The following is a 17,155-nucleotide window of genomic DNA, read 5'->3' as shown; positions in this document are numbered from 1 at the left end:
GGGGTGATATGGACGCACCAGGTTGGCGTGGTCCGGGGGACGACCCCCCGAGCACGCCTCAGGCCAAGAGCGGACGAGATCGTTTGATTCGCCCGTACGCTGTGACCGGGGGCAGGACCGCTCCCCGGATGCAGCTCGCTCTCGAGGCGCTGGTTTCCTCGGCGACGTTCGCGAGCGTGGACCCCACCACGCTCTCCACGGAATATCAGGCGATCATCTCGCTGTCCCGGCAGGTGCGCTCGGTTGCCGAGCTCTCCGCTCTGTTGCGCATGCCTCTCGGCGTGACCCGGGTGTTGATCGCGGACATGGCGGCCGAGGGCCTGGTGCAGATCCACCAGCCGTCGCTGGATGCGGGTAAGCCGGATCTCAATTTGCTTGAAAGGGTGCTCAGTGGGCTTCGCAGGCTCTGACGCCGGAATGACGTCGACGAAGATCGTTGTTGCCGGCGGGTTCGGTGTCGGCAAGACGACCTTCGTCGGTGCGGTCTCCGAGATCATGCCGCTGACCACGGAAGCGGTGATGACGGAGGCGAGTGCGGACGTCGACGACCTCTCGCACATTCCCACGAAGCGGACCACCACGGTCGCGATGGACTTCGGCCGTGTCTCGCTGGACCGTGACCTGATCCTGTACCTGTTCGGTACGCCGGGTCAGCACCGGTTCTGGTTCATGTGGGACGACCTCGTGAAGGGCGCGATCGGTGCGATCGTGCTCGTCGACACCCGGCGGCTGGCCGACAGCTTCCCGGCGATCGACTACTTCGAGGAGGCCGGCCTGCCGTTCGTCGTGGCCCTCAACGGGTTCGGCGGATCGCACGTCCACGGTGAGGAGGAGGTGCGGGAGGCTCTGACGATCTCCCCGCACATCCCCATCGTCCGGACCGACGCCCGGTCCCGCGACGCCGTGAAGTCGACCTTGATCACCTTGGTCGAGCACGTCCTGACGCTCAGGGTCTGACGTCACCGGTGCGGGCCTCGTCCCTTCGGGGGCGGGGCCCACACCCGTCTTCGCCCGCGGTCCGACGGCACGCGCCGTCAATCGCTCATGTGGCCACCGATTTCACGGTGGTCATTTTCTTTTTGTGCGAAAAACGGCGCCGGACGAAAGCCGGGCGGTGCGAAAGGCGGGTCATATGACGGTGATCCGGATGGGAAGGGCCTCGCGCGAAAACGGCCTGCGAAAACGATCCCGGGTGAAAGGCGGTCGCGGGTGGAAGAGGTTCCACCTGAAAGGCGGACAAAACAGCGACGGCCGGTGGCGTGAACCTCACGCCACCGGCCGTCGTTCGCATTCCTACATCGGCAGAGCCTCGATGATGGAGGAACCGGCGGTGAGTTCTATCTGCCGGTTGAGCCGGAAACCCGACTTGCCCAGGAGTTCCGCGTACTCGTCGGTGCTGCGTTCCATCCCCTCGCCGAAAAGGGCGAGCATCCGCATGTCGACGTCCTTGCTGATGTGCGGCCGGTCGTCGTCCGGGACCACGAACTCCACGATCAGCACCCGGCCGTCGTCGGGGATGACCTCCCTGATGCTGCGCAGGATCCGTACGGAGTCCTCGTCCGACCAGTTGTGGATCACGCTGCTCAGCAGGTAGGCGTCCGCGTCGGCGGGCACGGAGACGAAGAAGTCGCCCTCGACGAAACTGCACCGATCTTCAAGACCGGCCTCGGCGAAGAACCTGCGAGCCCCGCTGACCACGCGTTCCCGGTCGAACAACACCCCGCTGAGATCTGAATACTCCTTCAGTACCGCGGCCAGGATGTGCCCCTTGCCGCCGGCCACGTCCACCAGGGTCCGCAGGCCGGAGAAGTCGTAGCGGGAGGCCACCGCGTCCGCGAACGGCTGTGCCCTGGCCACCATGTAGTCGTCGAACAGCGCGCCCGCCTCGGGGTGGGCCCCGAGGTATTCGTAGAGGGGGCCGTGCCGCTCCACGAAGGCCGACTTTCCGCTGCGAACGGTCTGCGGGAGCTTGCCCATGCCGTACCAGAAGCCGTCCTCGGCGATCATCCGTACGGCGGAGCGCAACGAGCCGGGTGTGTCCTCGCGGAGGACGGCACCGGCCTCGGTCAGCTCGTACGTGCCGGGCGCGACCGTCGTGACCATGCCCATGGAGGCGAGCTGGCGCAGCACCCTGCCCAGCGCGGACGCGTCGGCGCCGCAGCGCAGCGCGAGCTCGTCGACGGTGAGGGCGCCGTCTCGCAGGTGGTCGGCGCAGCCCAGCTCGGCCATCGCGGCCAGGGCGGCGAAACGGGATACACCGCCGATCGCATCCCAGACCGGTGCCTGTGGGTCGCTCATGAGAATCCTCTCTTCTCCGGGGTGGGGCCGGAGGGGGAGCCGTGTTTGCGAAGGTCGTGTCGTCTTCAGGAGGCCGAGGCCGACGGGCTGCGCATGCCGCGCACCAGACGGCCGACCTCGGCGCGCAGGTGTACGAAGTCGGGGTGCTCGCGGGTGGTGATCTGGTCGCGGGGGCCCGGCAGATCCACGCGCAGGTCGCCCACGATCCCGGCGGGGGCCTTGGACAGGACCACGACGCGGTCACCGACGTAGACGCTCTCGTCGATGTCGTGGGTGATCAGCACGATCGTCATGTTGTGCAGGCCGCGAACCCGCAGGGTGAGGTCCTCCAGATCCTCGCGGGTCTGGGCGTCGACGGAGCCGAAGGGTTCGTCCATCAGCAGCAGGGCGGGCCGGTAGGCGAGCGCGCGGGCGATGGACACCCGCTGCTGCATGCCGCCGGAGAGCTGCCACGGGTATTTGGCCGCGGCGCCCCGCAGGCCGACCTCCTCCAGCGCCTCCAGCGCCGACTGCCTGCGCCGCTGCTTGTCCAGCCCCTTGCGGCGCAGCGGGAGCGAGACGTTGTCGGCCACCGACATCCAGGGGAACAGGGACCGGCTGTAGTCCTGGAACACCACGGCCAGATCGTCGGGGGTCCGCTCCACGCGGGCGCCGTTGAGCGTGACCTGGCCGCCGCTGGGCCGGAGCAGCCCCGCGATGGAGCGCAGCAGGGTGGACTTGCCGCACCCGGAGGGGCCGACGACGCACACCAGCTCGCCCTGGGCGACCTTCAGGTTGATGCCGCCCAGCGCGTTGTGCGCGCTCGGACCGCTGCCGTAGGTATGGGACAGGTTCGTGATTTCGAGCACAACAGGTCCTCAGGTCGTCTGCTTGGCGGATCGGTGCCAGGACAGGGCACGTCGCTCGGCCGCGAGGAACGCCGAGTTGAGCGCGTATCCCAGGACGCCGAGCACCACGATGGTCGCCCACACGCCGGGGAAGTCGTACGACCTCTGGGCGTCCAGGAGCTGGAAGCCGATCCCGTCGACGCTGCCGATCAGCTCGGAGAGCACCATGAGGATCAGCGCGAGCGACAGGCTGACCCGGAGACCGGCGAAGATCTTCGGCATCGCCGAGGGCAGGATGATCCGGAACAGTCGCTCGCGGCCCGACAGCCCGAAGACGCGCGCGGTGTCCAGGTGCTGACGGTCGACGTGCCTGGCGCCGTCGCAGGCGTTGATCAGGATCGGCCAGACGATGCCGAACGCGATGAAACTGATCTGCATCCGGGGGCCGATGGCGAACAGCGCCAGGAACAGCGCGAGCAGCATGGGGGGAGGGATGGCGCGGGCGAACTGGACGAGCGGATCGACGAGACGGAAGAGCAGCGGGGAGCGGCCCAGGGCGACCCCGAGGCCGATCCCGACGATCCCGGCCAGCACCCATCCGGCCAGCAGACGGCCGACGCTCGCCGGGAGGTTCTCCAGCGCCGCGTCGGTGAGCCAGAGCTGTTCCGCGGGGCCGGTCAGCCACATCGTGTATCCACTCGCGGCGATCTGCGACGGGGGAGGGAAACTCAGCATCTCCAGGTAGCGGGTGACCAGCTCCCACAGCAGCACGACGACCGGCACCGGCCACAGCCGGCCGACGGCACGCATCGCGCCGTTCATCACACCACCTCCGTACGGGCGGTGTGCCAGCGGAAGAGCCGCCGCTCGGCGAGCACGAACAGGCCGTTGGTGACCACCCCGATGACACCGGCCCAGATGGCGGCGGCGATGACGTACTCCGTCGTGTCCACCGCGCCCGCGCTCTCCAGGACGTAGCTGCCGATGCCGTCGGAGCCACCGCCGATCAGCTCCGTGCTGATCGCCACGATGAGCGCGATCGCCGACGCCAGCCGGACACCGGTGGCGATGAACGGCGCGGTGCTCGGCAGGGAGACCCGCCACAGCACGGCCGGCTTGCCGAACCCGAAGCTGCGGAGCGTCTCCTTGGCGAGCGGGTCGACGTCCTTGAGGCCGTACATCGTGTTGATCAGGACGGGCCAGGTCGCCGCGTAGACGACCAGGGTGACCTTCATGTCGAACCTGTCGGAGAACACGGCGAGCGCGAGGGGGATCAGCGCGATCGACGGGATCGGGCGCAGGAACTCCACGATCGGCCGCAGCGCGCTCTCCACGCGGGGCAGGCTGCCGAGCAGGAACCCGGCGGGCACCGCGATCGCGACCGTGAGCAGCAGCCCGGTCGCCCACGCGCCGAGGGTCGAGGCGACGTCGGAGAGGAACTCCCCGTCCGTCACGAGAGCGGCCGCCCGGACGAGCACCGTGGAGGCGAGCGGGAACGCGAGCGGGTCGATCAGCCCGGCCCGGCCCGCCGCCTCCATGACGCAGAACAGCCCCGCGACGCCGAGGGCGCCGCAGAGCAGTCTGTTGTCGAGCGGGTTGCGCCGTGTCACCCGAGGTTTCCGGGAAGGATGGACTTGGCCTGGATGGGGCTGGTGAGGTAGCCCTGCTCAAGCATGAGGTCGGCGACCCGCTGCAGGCGGGTCTCGTCGAGGCTCGTGGGGAAGGACCCGAGCGTGATGACGGCCGCGGTCGCCGCGTCGATCTTGGTGTAGGTCGGCAGGATCTCCTCGACGGCCTTGCGGTCGGTGGCGGCGATCTGCTGGGCCTTGGCGATCGCCCGCTGGAAGGCGGCGACCGTCTTGGGGTTGTCGGCGGCGAACTTCTCGGTGACGGCCACTCCCGCGATGGGGAAGTCGGCGGTGGAGTCGACCATCGTGTCGGCGAGCTTCTGGGCGCCGATGACCTTCTGCGACGCGGTGAGGGCCGGCTCCGTCATCCAGGCGGCGTCGACGACCCCGCTCGCCAGCTGGGCCCCCATCTCGGGGAAGGGGAACTCGACGAACTCCACGTCCTTCTCGGAGAGGCCGTGCGTCTTGAGCACCGTGGTCACCGCCAGGGTGCCGATGTTCTGCTTGCTGTTGACCGCGATCTTCTTGCCCTTGAGGTCCGCCGGCGTCTTGATCGTGGAGTCCTTCGGCACCATGAGGTTGAAGGAGTTGGGGGCGGCCTGGTAGAGGTCAGAGATGATCTTCATCTTCTGGCCCTTGGAGACGGCGAGGAAGGTGGAGACGTAGTTGGTCTGCGTGGCGTCCAGGCTGCCGCCGATGAGGCCCTGCTGGGCCTGGGCGCCGCCGGGCACCGGCTCGATGTCGACGGTGAGCCCCTCCTCCTTGAAGAACCCCCTCTTGTTGGCGATGTAGAGTGCGGCGGAGTCGGGAATCGGCAGCGCCCCCATCTTGAGGCTGGTCTTCTCCAGGCCACCCGCGTTCGCCGCGGTGGTGTCAGTGGGGGTGTCAGATCCTCCGCAGGCGGTGAGCACGAGGGCCGCGGCCACTCCCGCGACGACGGCCCGGCTCGCAAGTTTGAACCTCATGGGTCTCCTTAGCTGCGTTTGACCGCCCTTGCCGGAACTCGCGATAACTCAACGGGCGACATGGAGAGGGTCCCGGGAGGCATGTTGGTCAAAGGGGGGTATGCCGACCGCGGATCAGAGTAGCGGAGTAGATCAGTCAAATTACAAATATCACCTCTTTCGCCCCTATCGCCCCGAAGCCACAAAGCGGTCATAGCTGTCTCGGTTGTCACATGCGTATCAATCAACCGGGTGAGCGGATGTAGCGGGCATAGCGAAAGATGTCAATAAATATGTTTGGCAACTTTGTGGAAGTTTGCGGTTACAGGGCGGAGAGTCATCGCCCGGTTACGGGTGCTGTGTACCCGTTAAGTGAAGAATGCGAGTTATGTGCTGTTGGCCGAACTGATCCGGCTGTGCTCCAATAACCCCTACCCCATGGATGCGTCGGCGTCACTCGCACATCATTTGCGTGACGCGATCCCCTCCAAGCAGACGATCCGAGGAGAGGCAGCGGAGGCCAGTGAGGACAGCGTCAATCCCCAGCGAACGCGAATCCGGGCCGGCACCTGCCCTGGGATTCGACAACCAGGGGGGGCGGCCGCGGAGCGGCCCGGGTCAGGACCTCGACGGTCGCGACTCCGAGGAGTCCGCGAGAAACGGCAGCAAGCTAGCGCTCAAGAACTGGCGGGTGAGGTCGCGGCTCATCGCGCTCATCGTCGTTCCCACGGTGGCCGCGATCGTGCTGGGAGGCCTGCGGGTCACCGGCTCGATCAGCAGCGCCGCCGACTACGAGCGCGTGCGCACCACCGCCGAGCTCACGGCGGGTCTCAGCGACCTGGTCGACGAGCTGCAGCTTGAGCGAGACCTGTCGGCCAGGTTCGTGGCGCAGGGCCGTCCGTCCACCGGCAAGCCGAACCTGCGCAAGCAGTACGAAGAGGTCGACGAGGCCGTCGGGCAGGTGAGCCCCCGCGTCAACGCCGCGATGGCCGACAGCGGTCTGCTGGAGACCCTCGGCACCCGGGGCGAGACCGAGCTCACCCAGATCCGCCGTCGCATCGACGAGATCAAGAGCGTGCGCGAACTGGCCTCGGGGGAGAACACCCAGCTGCCGGCCCAGCCCACGATCGCCATGTACTCCCGTACCATCGCCGACCTGCTCGCCCTGCACGACGAGATCATCCAGGGCGTCTCCGACCAGGAGCTCGCCGGTGGCGCGGTCGCGTTCGCCGCGCTGGCGAGGGCGAAGGAACAGGTGTCCAGGGAGCGGGCGAACCTCGCCGTCGCCCTCGCCGTCAGGGGGTTCAGCGCCGAGGGCCTCAACGCCATGCTGGCCGCCCGCGCGCAGTTCGACGGAGAGCTCGCGACCTTCCGCTCCGAGGCGTCGGTCGAACAGCGCCAGTTCTACGACGACACGGTCAGCGGCCAGAAGAAGGACCGCGCGGCGGCGATGCGCGCCCGCGCCGTCTTCATGGCGCTCAACGGCCAGCCGCTGAGGAACGTCGACGTCTCGAAAAGCGCGCTCACCGATCAGGCGACCTGGCTCGACGCCTCGAACCACGTCGTCGAGCGCATGCGCACGGTGGAGGAAGAGGTCGCCGGCGCCCTCATCATGCAGAGCGAGGTCCTGCAGGCGACCGAGCAGCGCGGCGCGTTGATCGCCGCTGGGCTGAGCGGACTGCTGCTCCTCCTGGTCCTGATCATCACCGCCGTCATGGCGCGCTCGCTGGTCAGGCCGCTGCGCAGGCTCCGCACCGAGGCGCTGTCCATCGCCGGCCAGCGTCTTCCCGAGACCGTCCAGACCATGCGCGAGAGCGGCGAGGTCTCGACCACCGACATCACCCCGATCGGCGTCGCCTCCGACGACGAGATCGGTGAGGTGGCCCGGGCCTTCGACGAGGTCCACCGCGAGGCCGTGCGACTGGCGGGCCAGGAGGCCACGCTGCGGAGCAACGTCAACTCGATGTTCGTCAACCTCTCCCGGCGCAGCCAGACCCTGGTCGAGCGCCAGCTCTCCCTCATCGAGAGCCTGGAGCAGGGCGAGCAGGACGAGGGCCGGCTCGGCAGCCTTTTCCGCCTCGACCACCTCGCCACCCGCATGCGCCGCAACTCCGAGAACCTCCTCGTCCTCGCGGGCCAGGAGCCCGCCCGCCGGTGGAGCCAGCCGGTCCCGCTCATCGACGTGGTCCGCGCCTCGCTGTCGGAGGTCGAGAACTACGAGCGGGTCGACCTGCAGCTGTCCGCGGGAGTGTCCGTGGCGGGCACCTCCGTCAACGACGTCGTCCACCTGATCGCGGAGCTCGTGGAGAACGCGATCTCCTTCTCCCCGCGTGAGACCAAGGTCATCGTCTCCAGCAACCGCATCGACGGCGGCGGGGTGATGGTCTCGGTGACCGACATCGGCATCGGCATGACCGCCGAGGAGCTCTCCCAGGCCAACTGGCGACTGGCCAACCCGCCGGTGGTGGATGTCTCCGTCTCCCGCAGGATGGGCCTGTTCGTGGTCGGCCGCCTCGCCCTGAGGCACGGCATCCGCGTCCAGCTCAGGCAGCAGGACAGTGGCGGTCTGACCGCGATGGTCCTGCTCCCGGAGAACCTGCTCGCCGTCGCCAACCGTCCGGGCGGACCTCCCGGTGGCATGCAGAGCGGCGACTGGGCGGGGTCGATGGCCTCCATGGACCGCCCGCCCGTGCTGGCCAGCCCCGCGGCCCCCCCGATACCCTCCTTCGCCTCGTTCGAGGCCGCCCACCAGAACTCGTTCGCCTCCTTCGACCTGGGGCAGCAGTTCAACTCCTTCGACGCCTCGCAGCCTCCCCTCGGAGGCGGCCAGTTCGGGCAGGCGCCCGTCGACACCCCCTGGCCGGGACAGGTACCGCCGCCCGGCGCCGATCCCAACGGCTGGCCGAACGTCTCCCAGCCCGACCCCCCGGGGTGGCAGGGACGGGGCGGACCCCGTGGCGAGGTGGGGACGTGGTCGGCGGGCCAGAGCGCGCCCGCGCGTGGCGACGCCCCCGTCTGGCCCGGCGGGCAGCAGAGCAGGGACAGCGGCTCCGACGTCTGGTCGGCCGCCTCGCGCGGCGACTCCGGGGGATGGCCGTCCACCGGCGACTCCGGACCGTTCGGGCGGCGCGTCTTCGACCCGGCGGACAACACCGGCCCGCTGCCGGTGATCCCCGACTCCTCGCCCATGGAAGAGGCGAAGGAGGAGTTCCTGCCGATCTTCGCGGCCGTCGAGTCCGACTGGTTCAGGAAGGTCGAGCCGGCTCCGGCCGTTCAGGAACGGGCCGAGGCGGCCCCCGAGACCCAGGTCGCCCACGAGACCGTCCAGCTCTCGCAGCCGGCCGCCCCCTCCCAGGGGAACGGCTGGTCGTCGCCCGCCGACGTGGGCTGGCAGGCGGCCAAGGCCGCCAGCGAACCCTCACTCGGGGGGATCACCGGTTCCGGGCTGCCCAAACGGGTGCCCAAGGCGAACCTGGTACCCGGTACGGCCGCGCCCGACCTGAGCGCGGCACCCCAAGCTCCCGTGCACCGGCCGACGATCTCCCCGGAGGCGGTGCGCAACAGACTGGCGAGCTTCCAGCAGGGAGTACGGCAGGGGCGCGCGGCCGCCAGGGGCGGAGCCGGAGACGGGCGGCCGTATCCCGACTTCGGCCGGGACGTTGAAGGAAACAAGGAGGACCGGTGAGCGAGCTCATCATGGTCGCCAAGGAGGATGACACGTGCGCGAAATGAGCCAGGCCGCCCGGGGGGTCAATTGGCTGATCACTGACTTTGTGAACAACGTCCCGGGTGTGGCGCACACGGTCGTCGTGTCAGCAGACGGTCTGCCGTTGGCGTATTCGGATGGATTCCCCAGGGACAGGGCAGACCAGTTGGCCGCGGTAGCGGCGGGTTTGATCAGCCTGACCCAGGGGGCGTCCCGGGTTTTCGAGGGCGGAGCGGTCACCCAGACCGTGGTGGAGATGCAGCGAGGGCTGCTTCTCATCATGTCGATCAGTGACGGTTCCTGTCTGGCGGTGCTGGCCGCCGCTGACTGTGACATGGGACTGGTGGCCTACCAGATGACGATGCTCGTCGAGCGGGCGGGCCAGGTGCTGACTCCTGCCGTTCGCGCTGAGCTGCAGTCTTCCCATTCACGGTAACGGCGATGACGCGAGGAGGCTGCCGTGGCAGGCCGTGGTTGGATCGGTGAGGGGGACCCGCACGGCGGGTATCCCTATCAATCAATGGACGACCCCCATCGGCAACAGGGCGGTCCCTATCAATCGATGGACGACCCCTACCGGAATCAGGGCGCTCCTTCGCATCTCATGCACCCGGCGCCGTCGGAGCAGAGCTCCCTCGTCCGTCCGTATGCGGTGACCGGGGGGCGCACAGCCCCCCGGACCCAACTCGCCCTGGAGGCCCTGGTCTCCTCGGCAACCTCCATACATCATGATTTATCCACCCGCACCCCGGAGTATCAGGCGATCAGCGGCCTGTGCCGGCAAGTGCGTTCGGTCGCTGAGATCTCCGCGATGCTCCGCATCCCGCTCGGCGTGACCCGGATCCTGGTGGCCGACATGGCCGCCGAGGGCCTGGTGCAGATCCACCAGCCGCAGCTGGACGCGGGTAAGCCGGATCTCAACCTGCTGGAAAGGGTGCTCAGTGGACTTCGCAGGCTCTAGCCGCGGCGGCGGCCTGACATCGACGAAAATCGTCGTCGCCGGTGGATTCGGTGTCGGCAAGACCACCTTCGTGGGGGCGGTGTCGGAGATTCTGCCGCTGACCACGGAGGCGGTGATGACCGACGCCAGCGCCGGGATCGACGACCTCGGCCTCACACCGAACAAGACGACCACCACGGTCGCGATGGACTTCGGCCGTGTCTCGCTGGACCGTGACCTGATCCTGTACCTGTTCGGTACGCCGGGTCAGCACCGGTTCTGGTTCATGTGGGACGACCTGGTGCGCGGCGCGATCGGTGCGATCGTGCTCGTCGACACCCGGCGGCTGGCCGACAGCTTCCCGGCGATCGACTACTTCGAGGAGGCCAAACTCCCCTTCGTCGTCGCGGTCAACGGCTGGGACGGCACCTACCTCCACGGTGAGGAGGAGGTACGCGAGGCTCTGACACTCGCGCCTCACATCCCCATCTCCCGGACCGACGCCCGCTCGCGCGACGCGGTGAAGGCCACGCTCATCACGCTTGTCGAGCACGCGCTCACCATGCGGATGGCCGTCCCCGGCTGGGGTCGCTGACCGAGGGAGGGCGTCAGTCGCACCTCCCAGCGGATAGGCTGGGAGGTCGAGTCGCAGACCTGTAGCGCAGAGGCTGGCCAATCACGTGTTCGAGACGCTTTCCGACCGGCTGACATCGGTCTTCTCCTCCCTTCGATCCAAGGGTCGGCTGTCCGACGCCGACATCGACGCGACCTGCCGCGAGATCCGTATCGCGCTGCTCGAGGCCGACGTCGCGCTGCCCGTGGTCAAGGCGTTCGTCGCCCAGGTCAAGGAGCGCGCCCGCGGCGTCGAGGTCTCCCAGGCGCTGAACCCGGCGCAGCAGGTCGTGAAGATCGTCAATGACGAGCTCATCGAGATCCTCGGCGGTGAGACCCGGCGGCTTCGCTACGCGAAGAACCCGCCGACCGTCATCATGCTCGCGGGCCTGCAGGGCGCGGGCAAGACGACCCTGGCGGGCAAGCTCGCCCGCTGGCTGCGGGAACAGAGCCACACGCCGCTGCTCGTCGCCGCCGACCTCCAGCGGCCCAACGCCGTCCAGCAGCTCTCGGTCGTGGCCGAGCGCGCGGGCGTCGCGGTCTACGCGCCCGAGCCGGGCAACGGCGTCGGCGACCCGGTCGCGGTGGCCCGTCAGTCGATCGACCACGCCAAGCGGCAGCAGCACGACATCGTCATCATCGACACCGCGGGCCGCCTGGGCATCGACCAGGAGCTGATGAAGCAGGCGGCCGACATCCGCGACGCGGTCTCGCCCGACGAGGTCCTGTTCGTCGTCGACGCCATGATCGGCCAGGACGCCGTCTCCACGGCCCAGGCATTCATGGAGGGCGTGGGCTTCGACGGCGTCGTGCTGACCAAGCTCGACGGCGACGCCCGCGGTGGCGCCGCCCTGTCGGTCCGCCACATCACCGGCAGGCCGATCATGTTCGCCTCCACCGGTGAGAAGCTCGAGGACTTCGACGCCTTCCACCCCGACCGGATGGCGTCGCGCATTCTCGACATGGGTGACATCCTCACCCTGATCGAGCAGGCCCAGAAGACCTTCGACGAGGCCGAAGCCGCCAAGATGGCGAGCAAGCTCACCTCGGGCGAGAACTTCACCCTGGAAGACTTCCTTGAGCAGATGATGATGGTCCAGAAGATGGGCCCCATCAAGAACCTGCTCGGGATGATGCCCGGTATGGGGCAGATGCGTGATCAGCTCAACCAGGTCGACGACCGCGACCTCGACCGCATCGCCGCCATCATCCGCTCGATGACCCCCGCCGAGCGTCACAACCCGAAGATGATCGACGGCTCTCGCCGAGCCCGCATCGCCAAGGGCTCCGGTGTGACGGTGACCGAGGTGAGCGGCCTGGTCACCCGCTTCTTCGACGCCCAGAAGATGATGAAGCGGATGGCCGGCGGCATGGGCATCCCCGGCATGCCGGGTGGTCGCAAGGGTGGCAAGGCCGCGCAGAAGAAGGCGGCCAAGGGGCGCAGGGTCAGCGGAGATCCGCGCAAGGCGGCGCTCGGCAAGGCCGCCCCCGGCAAGGCCGACGAGCCCGCGCCCTCCGCGGGCAACGGACTCCTCGGCAAGCTGGGCTCCCGGCAGCAGCTGCCGCCCGGCATGGAGCTGCCGCCGGGCTTCGACCCCTCGAAGTTCAAGTTCCCCGGCCAGAAATGAGCGACGACGGCTTCCACGCGCGCGCCAGGTGGATCTGGGTGATCATCGTCGGGGGGTTCATCCTCGTCGCCGTGCTCGAACTCCTCGGGGTACGCCCCAGATAGTGTTCCCACCTCGGCGCCCCGGCCTCCCCCTCGCGTGGTGAGTACAGCGGGAACGGCGGGGGGAGCGGCACAGGCGCCAACGGCGAGAGCGGGGGTGCCAGGGACGGCCAGGACGGCGGGGACGCGACTCGCGCGGGTGCCCCCGGTGGGATCGGGATACCCCACGGGGGCAGAAGCCCCAGCGGGGCCGAGTCCTCCAGCGGGACCGGGATCACCGGTGAGGTGGGCGCTCCCCGGTTCTCCGGGCTTTCCGCGGCTCCCGAAGGTCCTGCGAAGGTCCTGGCGGAGCTGTCGGCAGAGCCGCCGGTGGGGGACGAGACGGGCGCCGGGAACACGTCGGCCTGGCCCGCCGGAGTCGTCGCCCTGATGGCCAGCACCGTGCCCAGCACGGCGATGGATCCGGTCGCGGTCAGCAGCAGGGATCTGAGGGTGGTTGCCACGGCGGCCATTTAGCGCACCAGGCCGCCCCGGAGGGGGGCCCGGACACACGGGGATTACCGAGATTTGCCCTCCGGCCGCCGTACCGGATGGCCGCGAGTTGGCAGGGCACCCCCGCACGTCTGGCACAATGACATGTTGGAACATCGTGACACGCGGTTGCCCTCTCACTCCCGCGTGCCATGCCTGTCCCTTGGACGGTCCTCTCCTCGTGCCCCACTCGATGAGACGCCGCTCACCCACGCTCTAATGCAGGAGAGACCACACCAGTGGCAGTCAAGATCAAGCTCAAGCGGCTCGGCATGATCCGCAACCCGCAGTACCGCATCGTCATCGCCGACAGCCGCACCAAGCGTGACGGCCGGGCGATCGAGGAGATCGGCCTGTACCACCCGAAGGAGAACCCCTCGCGCATCGAGGTCGACTCCGACAGGGCGGCCTACTGGCTGGGTGTCGGCGCGCAGCCGACCGAGCCCGTGCTCAAGCTCCTCAAGCTCACCGGCGACTGGCAGAAGTTCAAGGGCGAGCCGGCTCCGGCCCCGCTCCTGGTCGCCGAGCCCAAGGCCGACCGTCACGCCGTCTACGAGGCCGCGGCCAAGGAGTCGCTCTCCCTGGAGGCCGCCACCACGCCGAAGAAGTCGACCCGCAAGTCGGCTCCCAAGGCTGAGGAGGCCGCTCCCAAGGCCGAGGCCCCCAAGGCCGAAGAGGCCGCCGCCGAGACCCCGGCTGAGCCCACTGCGGCCGCCGAGGAGAAGCCGGAAGGCGAGGCCTGAGGTGCTCGAGGAGGCCCTCGAGCACCTGGTGAAGGGCATCGTCGAGCATCCTGACGACGTCCAGGTTCACGCTCGCCGCATCCGCAGCGGGCGTGTGCTTGAGGTCCGGGTCCACCCCGAGGACCTCGGTAAGGTCATCGGCCGCGGCGGTCGGACGGCCAAGGCGCTTCGCACGGTCGTGAACGCCCTTGGTGACGGCAAGTACGTCCGGGTCGATCTTCTCGACCTGAACGAGGCCCGCTAGCCGGCGAGACGCGTCCATCGAGCGAACGGGCCACCCGCCCAGTGTGGGTGGCCCGTCCGTTTTTCACAGACACCATTACGTGAGGAGGCGGGCGTGCAGCTCGTCGTAGGCCGGATCGGCCGCCCGCACGGACTCCGCGGGGACGTGTCCGTGGAGGTGCGCACCGACGAGCCGGACAGGCGCTTCGCCCCGGGCACCGCACTGGCCACGGACCCCGCGTCGACAGGCCCGCTGGTCGTCGAGTCCCGCCGCTGGCACTCCGGGATCCTGCTGGTCAGGTTCGAGGGTGTGACCGGCCGCGACCGGGCCGAGGAGCTCCGCGGCACCATGCTCGTCATCGACTCGGACGACATCCCGCCCCCCGAGGATCCGGACGAGTTCTACGACCACCAGCTCATCGGCCTCACCGTGGTCAAGCCGGACGGCGAGCCGGTGGGAGAGGTGTCCGACGTGCTCCACCACGGCCAGGACCTGCTCGTCGTACGGCGCGGGAAGCCGGGGGCCAGGGCTGCCGGGGCCGCCGAGGTCTACGTGCCGTTCGTCAAGGCGCTGGTCCCGGAGATCGACCTCGCCAAGGGCCTCCTCGTCGTGGACGCCCCTGCCGGACTGCTCGACCCGGACGAGATGGTCTGACATGCGGGTCGACGTCATCTCCATCTTCCCCGAGTACTTCGCCCCCCTCGACGTCTCCCTCATCGGCAAGGCCCGTGAGCGCGGCATCCTCGACGTCCACCTCCACCAGCTCCGCGACCACGCCCACGACGTGCACCGCACCGTGGACGACACCCCTTACGGCGGTGGTCCCGGCATGGTGATGAAGGCCGGCCCGTGGGGGGAGGCCCTCGACGCGGTCCTCGCCTCGGGCCCGGCCGGAGTCCCGAGGATGATCGTGCCGACCCCCAGTGGCGTGCCCTTCACCCAGAGGCTGGCGATGGAGTACGCCGCCGAGCCGTGGCTGCTGTTCACCCCGGCCCGCTATGAGGGCATCGACTCCCGGGTGATGGCCGAGTACGGCGCCCGCATGCGCGTGGACGAGGTCAGCGTCGGCGACTACGTGCTCGCCGGGGGTGAGGTGGCGGTGCTGGTGATGATCGAGGCCGTCGGGCGGCTGCTGCCGGGCGTGCTTGGCAACGTCAACTCGGCGGTGGACGACTCCTTCGCGCCCGGCGCGATGGAGAACCTTCTTGAGGGCCCCGTCTACACCAAACCGCCCGAGTGGCGGGGGCACGAGGTGCCGGAGATCCTTCTCTCCGGGCACCACGGGAAGATCGCCAGGTGGCGGCGCGACCAGGCGCTGCGCCGTACCGCGAGAAACCGGCCCGAACTCCTGGCGGCGCTCGACCGGGAGAGCCTGGACAAGCACGACAGGCAGGTCCTGGCGGAGCTGGAGCTGCCCGAGGCGGGCCAGGCCGGTTCGGCCGCTCTGACCGGTTGATTTCCGGTCGGTCGGGAAAATATGGCAGACTGAAGCGTTGCCGCCGACTGCCCATCCGGTCCCCAGACCGGTTTCATCGCGGCCGGTCGGCCGGCCAGTCCCGAGACATAGTCCACTTCAGCACGCGTGTCCATCGCGACGCCGCTCCGTCGCGGCCGGATGGACCTCCGGGTGCGTTCGTAAATGAGGTACCACTGCCATGCACACGCTGATCAGCGAGCTTGAGAAGTCCTCGCTCCGCACCGACGTCCCGGACTTCCGGCCCGGTGACACTCTTGAGGTCCACGTCAGGGTCATCGAGGGCAGCCGGTCCCGTGTCCAGGTCTTCAAGGGTTTCGTCCTGCGCCGTCAGGGCGGCGGCTCCCGTGAGACTTTCACCGTCCGCAAGGTCAGCTACAGCGTGGGCGTCGAGCGGACCTTCCCGGTGCACAGCCCGGTCATCGAGAAGATCGTCCTGGTGACCCGTGGCGACGTCCGCCGCGCCAAGCTCTACTACATGCGTGACCTGCGCGGCAAGGCCGCCCGCATCCGCGAGAAGCGCGAAGCCCGCTAGGCGCGTCAGCGCCCGTCGGCCTGGCCCGTGCCCCCTTCACCGGGGAGCGGGCCAGTCGCATGTAAGGAGGTTTGACCTCCTATGGCAATACGCATGGCTATGCGGTACCCCGTCACTCAAGCACTTGGTACCGCCCATCATCTAGGCTCGTCAGCGATGACTAGCGAGGACCGGGAGTACGGCGCGGTTTCGCGTCGACCTGTCGAGGACGAGGTGGACGTGGTCGCCGAAGACACTCAGAAGAGCGCCGAGGACGGCAAAGGCAAGAAGAAGGGCTCCTTCTGGAAGGAGTTGCCCGTCCTGGTCGTCGTGGCGTTGGTGCTTGCCCTCGTCATCAAGACCTTCGTGATCCAGGCGTTCTACATCCCGTCGGAGTCGATGGAGAACACCCTCCTCACGAACGACCGGGTGCTGGTCAACAAGCTCGTCTATCACGTCCGTGACATCGAGCGCGGCGACGTGGTGGTCTTCTCCGGGGTCGACTCCTGGGACCCCGAGGTTTCCATCGAGGAGCCGTCCAACCCGGTCGCGGGGTTCTTCCGCTGGGTCGGTACCGCCTTCGGGGTGGTTCCCGGTGAGAAGGACTACATCAAGCGGGTCATCGGCGTCCCCGGCGACACCGTGAAGTGCTGTGACGACAAGGGCAGGGTGACGGTCAACGGGGTTCCTCTCGACGAGGATTACCTCTACCCGGGCGACGTGCCGTCCCAGAGCTTCTTCGAGGCCAAGGTCGGTGCGGGCCGCCTGTGGGTGATGGGCGACCACCGGATGGTGTCCCTCGACTCCCGCTCCCACCTCGGCGACCCCGGTGGCGGGACGATCCCGGTGGACAAGGTGATCGGCCGGGCCTTCGTGATCGTGTGGCCGTTCTCCAGGGCCACGACCCTTCCCATTCCCGACATCTTCGGCCAACCGGCCCTCAAGGCGGCCGCGGCCGTGGGAGGGGCGACACCGCTCCTCGCGGGTTTCGCGGGAGCCGCGCCGCTGGTGCTGTGGCGTCGTCGCCGGCTCTCAAGGCGGTAGCC

The 17,155-nt window shown here is 68.7% G+C and carries 19 protein-coding genes; 13 read left to right on the top strand and 6 right to left on the bottom strand.

Annotation, left to right across the window (positions count from 1 at the left end; genetic code table 11):
• Positions 1 to 8 precede the first annotated feature (8 nt).
• Positions 9 to 410 carry a DUF742 domain-containing protein gene (locus ACFY3V_RS13410; protein ID WP_350948707.1) on the top strand — a complete coding sequence of 134 codons (402 nt, stop codon included), beginning with the start codon at positions 9 to 11 and terminating at the stop codon, positions 408 to 410.
• Between the two features lie 7 nt (positions 411 to 417).
• Entirely contained in the window at positions 418 to 957 is a 540-nt protein-coding gene (locus tag ACFY3V_RS13405) for an ATP/GTP-binding protein (protein WP_350948706.1), read from the top strand.
• Between the two features lie 336 nt (positions 958 to 1,293).
• On the opposite strand, the gene ACFY3V_RS13400 is transcribed toward ACFY3V_RS13405, so the two are convergent.
• The 5 genes from ACFY3V_RS13400 to ACFY3V_RS13380 all read right to left on the bottom strand — a co-directional run bounded on the left by ACFY3V_RS13400 (position 1,294) and on the right by ACFY3V_RS13380 (position 5,718).
• Entirely contained in the window at positions 1,294 to 2,298 is a 1,005-nt protein-coding gene (locus ACFY3V_RS13400; RefSeq protein WP_350948705.1) for a methyltransferase, read from the bottom strand.
• A gap of 65 nt (positions 2,299 to 2,363) precedes the next feature.
• Entirely contained in the window at positions 2,364 to 3,146 is a 783-nt protein-coding gene (locus ACFY3V_RS13395; RefSeq protein ID WP_362897697.1) for an ABC transporter ATP-binding protein, read from the bottom strand.
• Positions 3,147 to 3,155: 9 nt separating this feature from the next.
• The gene (locus ACFY3V_RS13390; protein ID WP_389773041.1) at positions 3,156 to 3,947 is read right to left on the bottom strand and encodes an ABC transporter permease; all 792 of its coding nucleotides are present in this window, start codon (positions 3,945 to 3,947) and stop codon (positions 3,156 to 3,158) included.
• A complete protein-coding gene (locus ACFY3V_RS13385) occupies positions 3,947 to 4,735 on the bottom strand; it encodes an ABC transporter permease (protein ID WP_350948702.1) in 789 nt (262 codons plus the stop codon). Before ACFY3V_RS13385 ends, ACFY3V_RS13390 begins: the two co-directional genes overlap by 1 nt.
• A complete protein-coding gene (locus ACFY3V_RS13380) occupies positions 4,732 to 5,718 on the bottom strand; it encodes an ABC transporter substrate-binding protein (RefSeq protein WP_362897700.1) in 987 nt (328 codons plus the stop codon). The genes ACFY3V_RS13385 and ACFY3V_RS13380 overlap by 4 nt, the downstream gene beginning before the upstream one ends.
• A gap of 502 nt (positions 5,719 to 6,220) precedes the next feature.
• Here ACFY3V_RS13380 and ACFY3V_RS13375 point away from each other — a divergent pair.
• The 5 genes from ACFY3V_RS13375 to ffh all read left to right on the top strand — a co-directional run bounded on the left by ACFY3V_RS13375 (position 6,221) and on the right by ffh (position 12,583).
• On the top strand, positions 6,221 to 9,382 hold the full coding sequence (locus ACFY3V_RS13375) for a nitrate- and nitrite sensing domain-containing protein (RefSeq protein ID WP_362897702.1): 3,162 nt from the start codon (positions 6,221 to 6,223) through the stop codon (positions 9,380 to 9,382).
• Between the two features lie 43 nt (positions 9,383 to 9,425).
• Positions 9,426 to 9,839: a roadblock/LC7 domain-containing protein gene (locus ACFY3V_RS13370; protein ID WP_326646986.1), complete on the top strand. Its 414-nt coding sequence runs from the start codon at positions 9,426 to 9,428 to the stop codon at positions 9,837 to 9,839.
• Positions 9,840 to 10,007: 168 nt separating this feature from the next.
• Positions 10,008 to 10,364: a DUF742 domain-containing protein gene (locus ACFY3V_RS13365; protein WP_386201755.1), complete on the top strand. Its 357-nt coding sequence runs from the start codon at positions 10,008 to 10,010 to the stop codon at positions 10,362 to 10,364.
• Positions 10,345 to 10,938 (top strand): ATP/GTP-binding protein, encoded by a 594-nt coding sequence (locus tag ACFY3V_RS13360; RefSeq protein ID WP_012888558.1) that lies wholly within the window; start codon positions 10,345 to 10,347, stop codon positions 10,936 to 10,938. The genes ACFY3V_RS13365 and ACFY3V_RS13360 overlap by 20 nt, the downstream gene beginning before the upstream one ends.
• Positions 10,939 to 11,023: 85 nt before the next feature.
• Positions 11,024 to 12,583, top strand: a complete 1,560-nt coding sequence (ffh, locus tag ACFY3V_RS13355) for a signal recognition particle protein (protein WP_350948698.1) — start codon at positions 11,024 to 11,026, stop codon at positions 12,581 to 12,583.
• Here ffh and ACFY3V_RS13350 read toward each other — a convergent pair.
• Entirely contained in the window at positions 12,561 to 13,136 is a 576-nt protein-coding gene (locus ACFY3V_RS13350) for a hypothetical protein (RefSeq protein WP_389773035.1), read from the bottom strand. The two genes, ffh and ACFY3V_RS13350, sit on opposite strands and share 23 nt — an antisense overlap.
• Positions 13,137 to 13,394: 258 nt before the next feature.
• Here ACFY3V_RS13350 and rpsP point away from each other — a divergent pair, with 258 nt between their 5' ends.
• From rpsP to lepB, 6 genes are all read left to right on the top strand, one after another.
• Positions 13,395 to 13,898, top strand: coding sequence for a 30S ribosomal protein S16 (gene rpsP, locus ACFY3V_RS13345; protein ID WP_350948696.1), 504 nt, complete (start codon positions 13,395 to 13,397; stop codon positions 13,896 to 13,898).
• Position 13,899: 1 nt separating this feature from the next.
• Complete coding sequence (locus ACFY3V_RS13340; RefSeq protein WP_329091253.1) at positions 13,900 to 14,142, top strand: RNA-binding protein; 243 nt, start codon at positions 13,900 to 13,902, stop codon at positions 14,140 to 14,142.
• A gap of 93 nt (positions 14,143 to 14,235) precedes the next feature.
• Positions 14,236 to 14,775 carry a ribosome maturation factor RimM gene (gene rimM, locus ACFY3V_RS13335; RefSeq protein ID WP_362897706.1) on the top strand — a complete coding sequence of 180 codons (540 nt, stop codon included), beginning with the start codon at positions 14,236 to 14,238 and terminating at the stop codon, positions 14,773 to 14,775.
• Position 14,776: 1 nt separating this feature from the next.
• Positions 14,777 to 15,577, top strand: coding sequence for a tRNA (guanosine(37)-N1)-methyltransferase TrmD (gene trmD / locus ACFY3V_RS13330; protein ID WP_362897708.1), 801 nt, complete (start codon positions 14,777 to 14,779; stop codon positions 15,575 to 15,577).
• A 199-nt stretch (positions 15,578 to 15,776) separates the two neighbouring features.
• The gene (gene rplS / locus ACFY3V_RS13325; protein WP_350948693.1) at positions 15,777 to 16,130 is read left to right on the top strand and encodes a 50S ribosomal protein L19; all 354 of its coding nucleotides are present in this window, start codon (positions 15,777 to 15,779) and stop codon (positions 16,128 to 16,130) included.
• A 156-nt stretch (positions 16,131 to 16,286) separates the two neighbouring features.
• Positions 16,287 to 17,153 (top strand): signal peptidase I, encoded by an 867-nt coding sequence (gene lepB / locus ACFY3V_RS13320; protein WP_362897711.1) that lies wholly within the window; start codon positions 16,287 to 16,289, stop codon positions 17,151 to 17,153.
• Positions 17,154 to 17,155: the final 2 nt, after the last annotated feature.

The organism is Streptosporangium sp. NPDC000095 (assembly GCF_042899335.1).
Lineage (GTDB): Bacteria > Actinomycetota > Actinomycetes > Streptosporangiales > Streptosporangiaceae > Streptosporangium.
The sequence above is the reverse complement of the archived record's forward strand: the minus strand, read 5'-3'. Positions and strand labels throughout refer to the sequence as shown.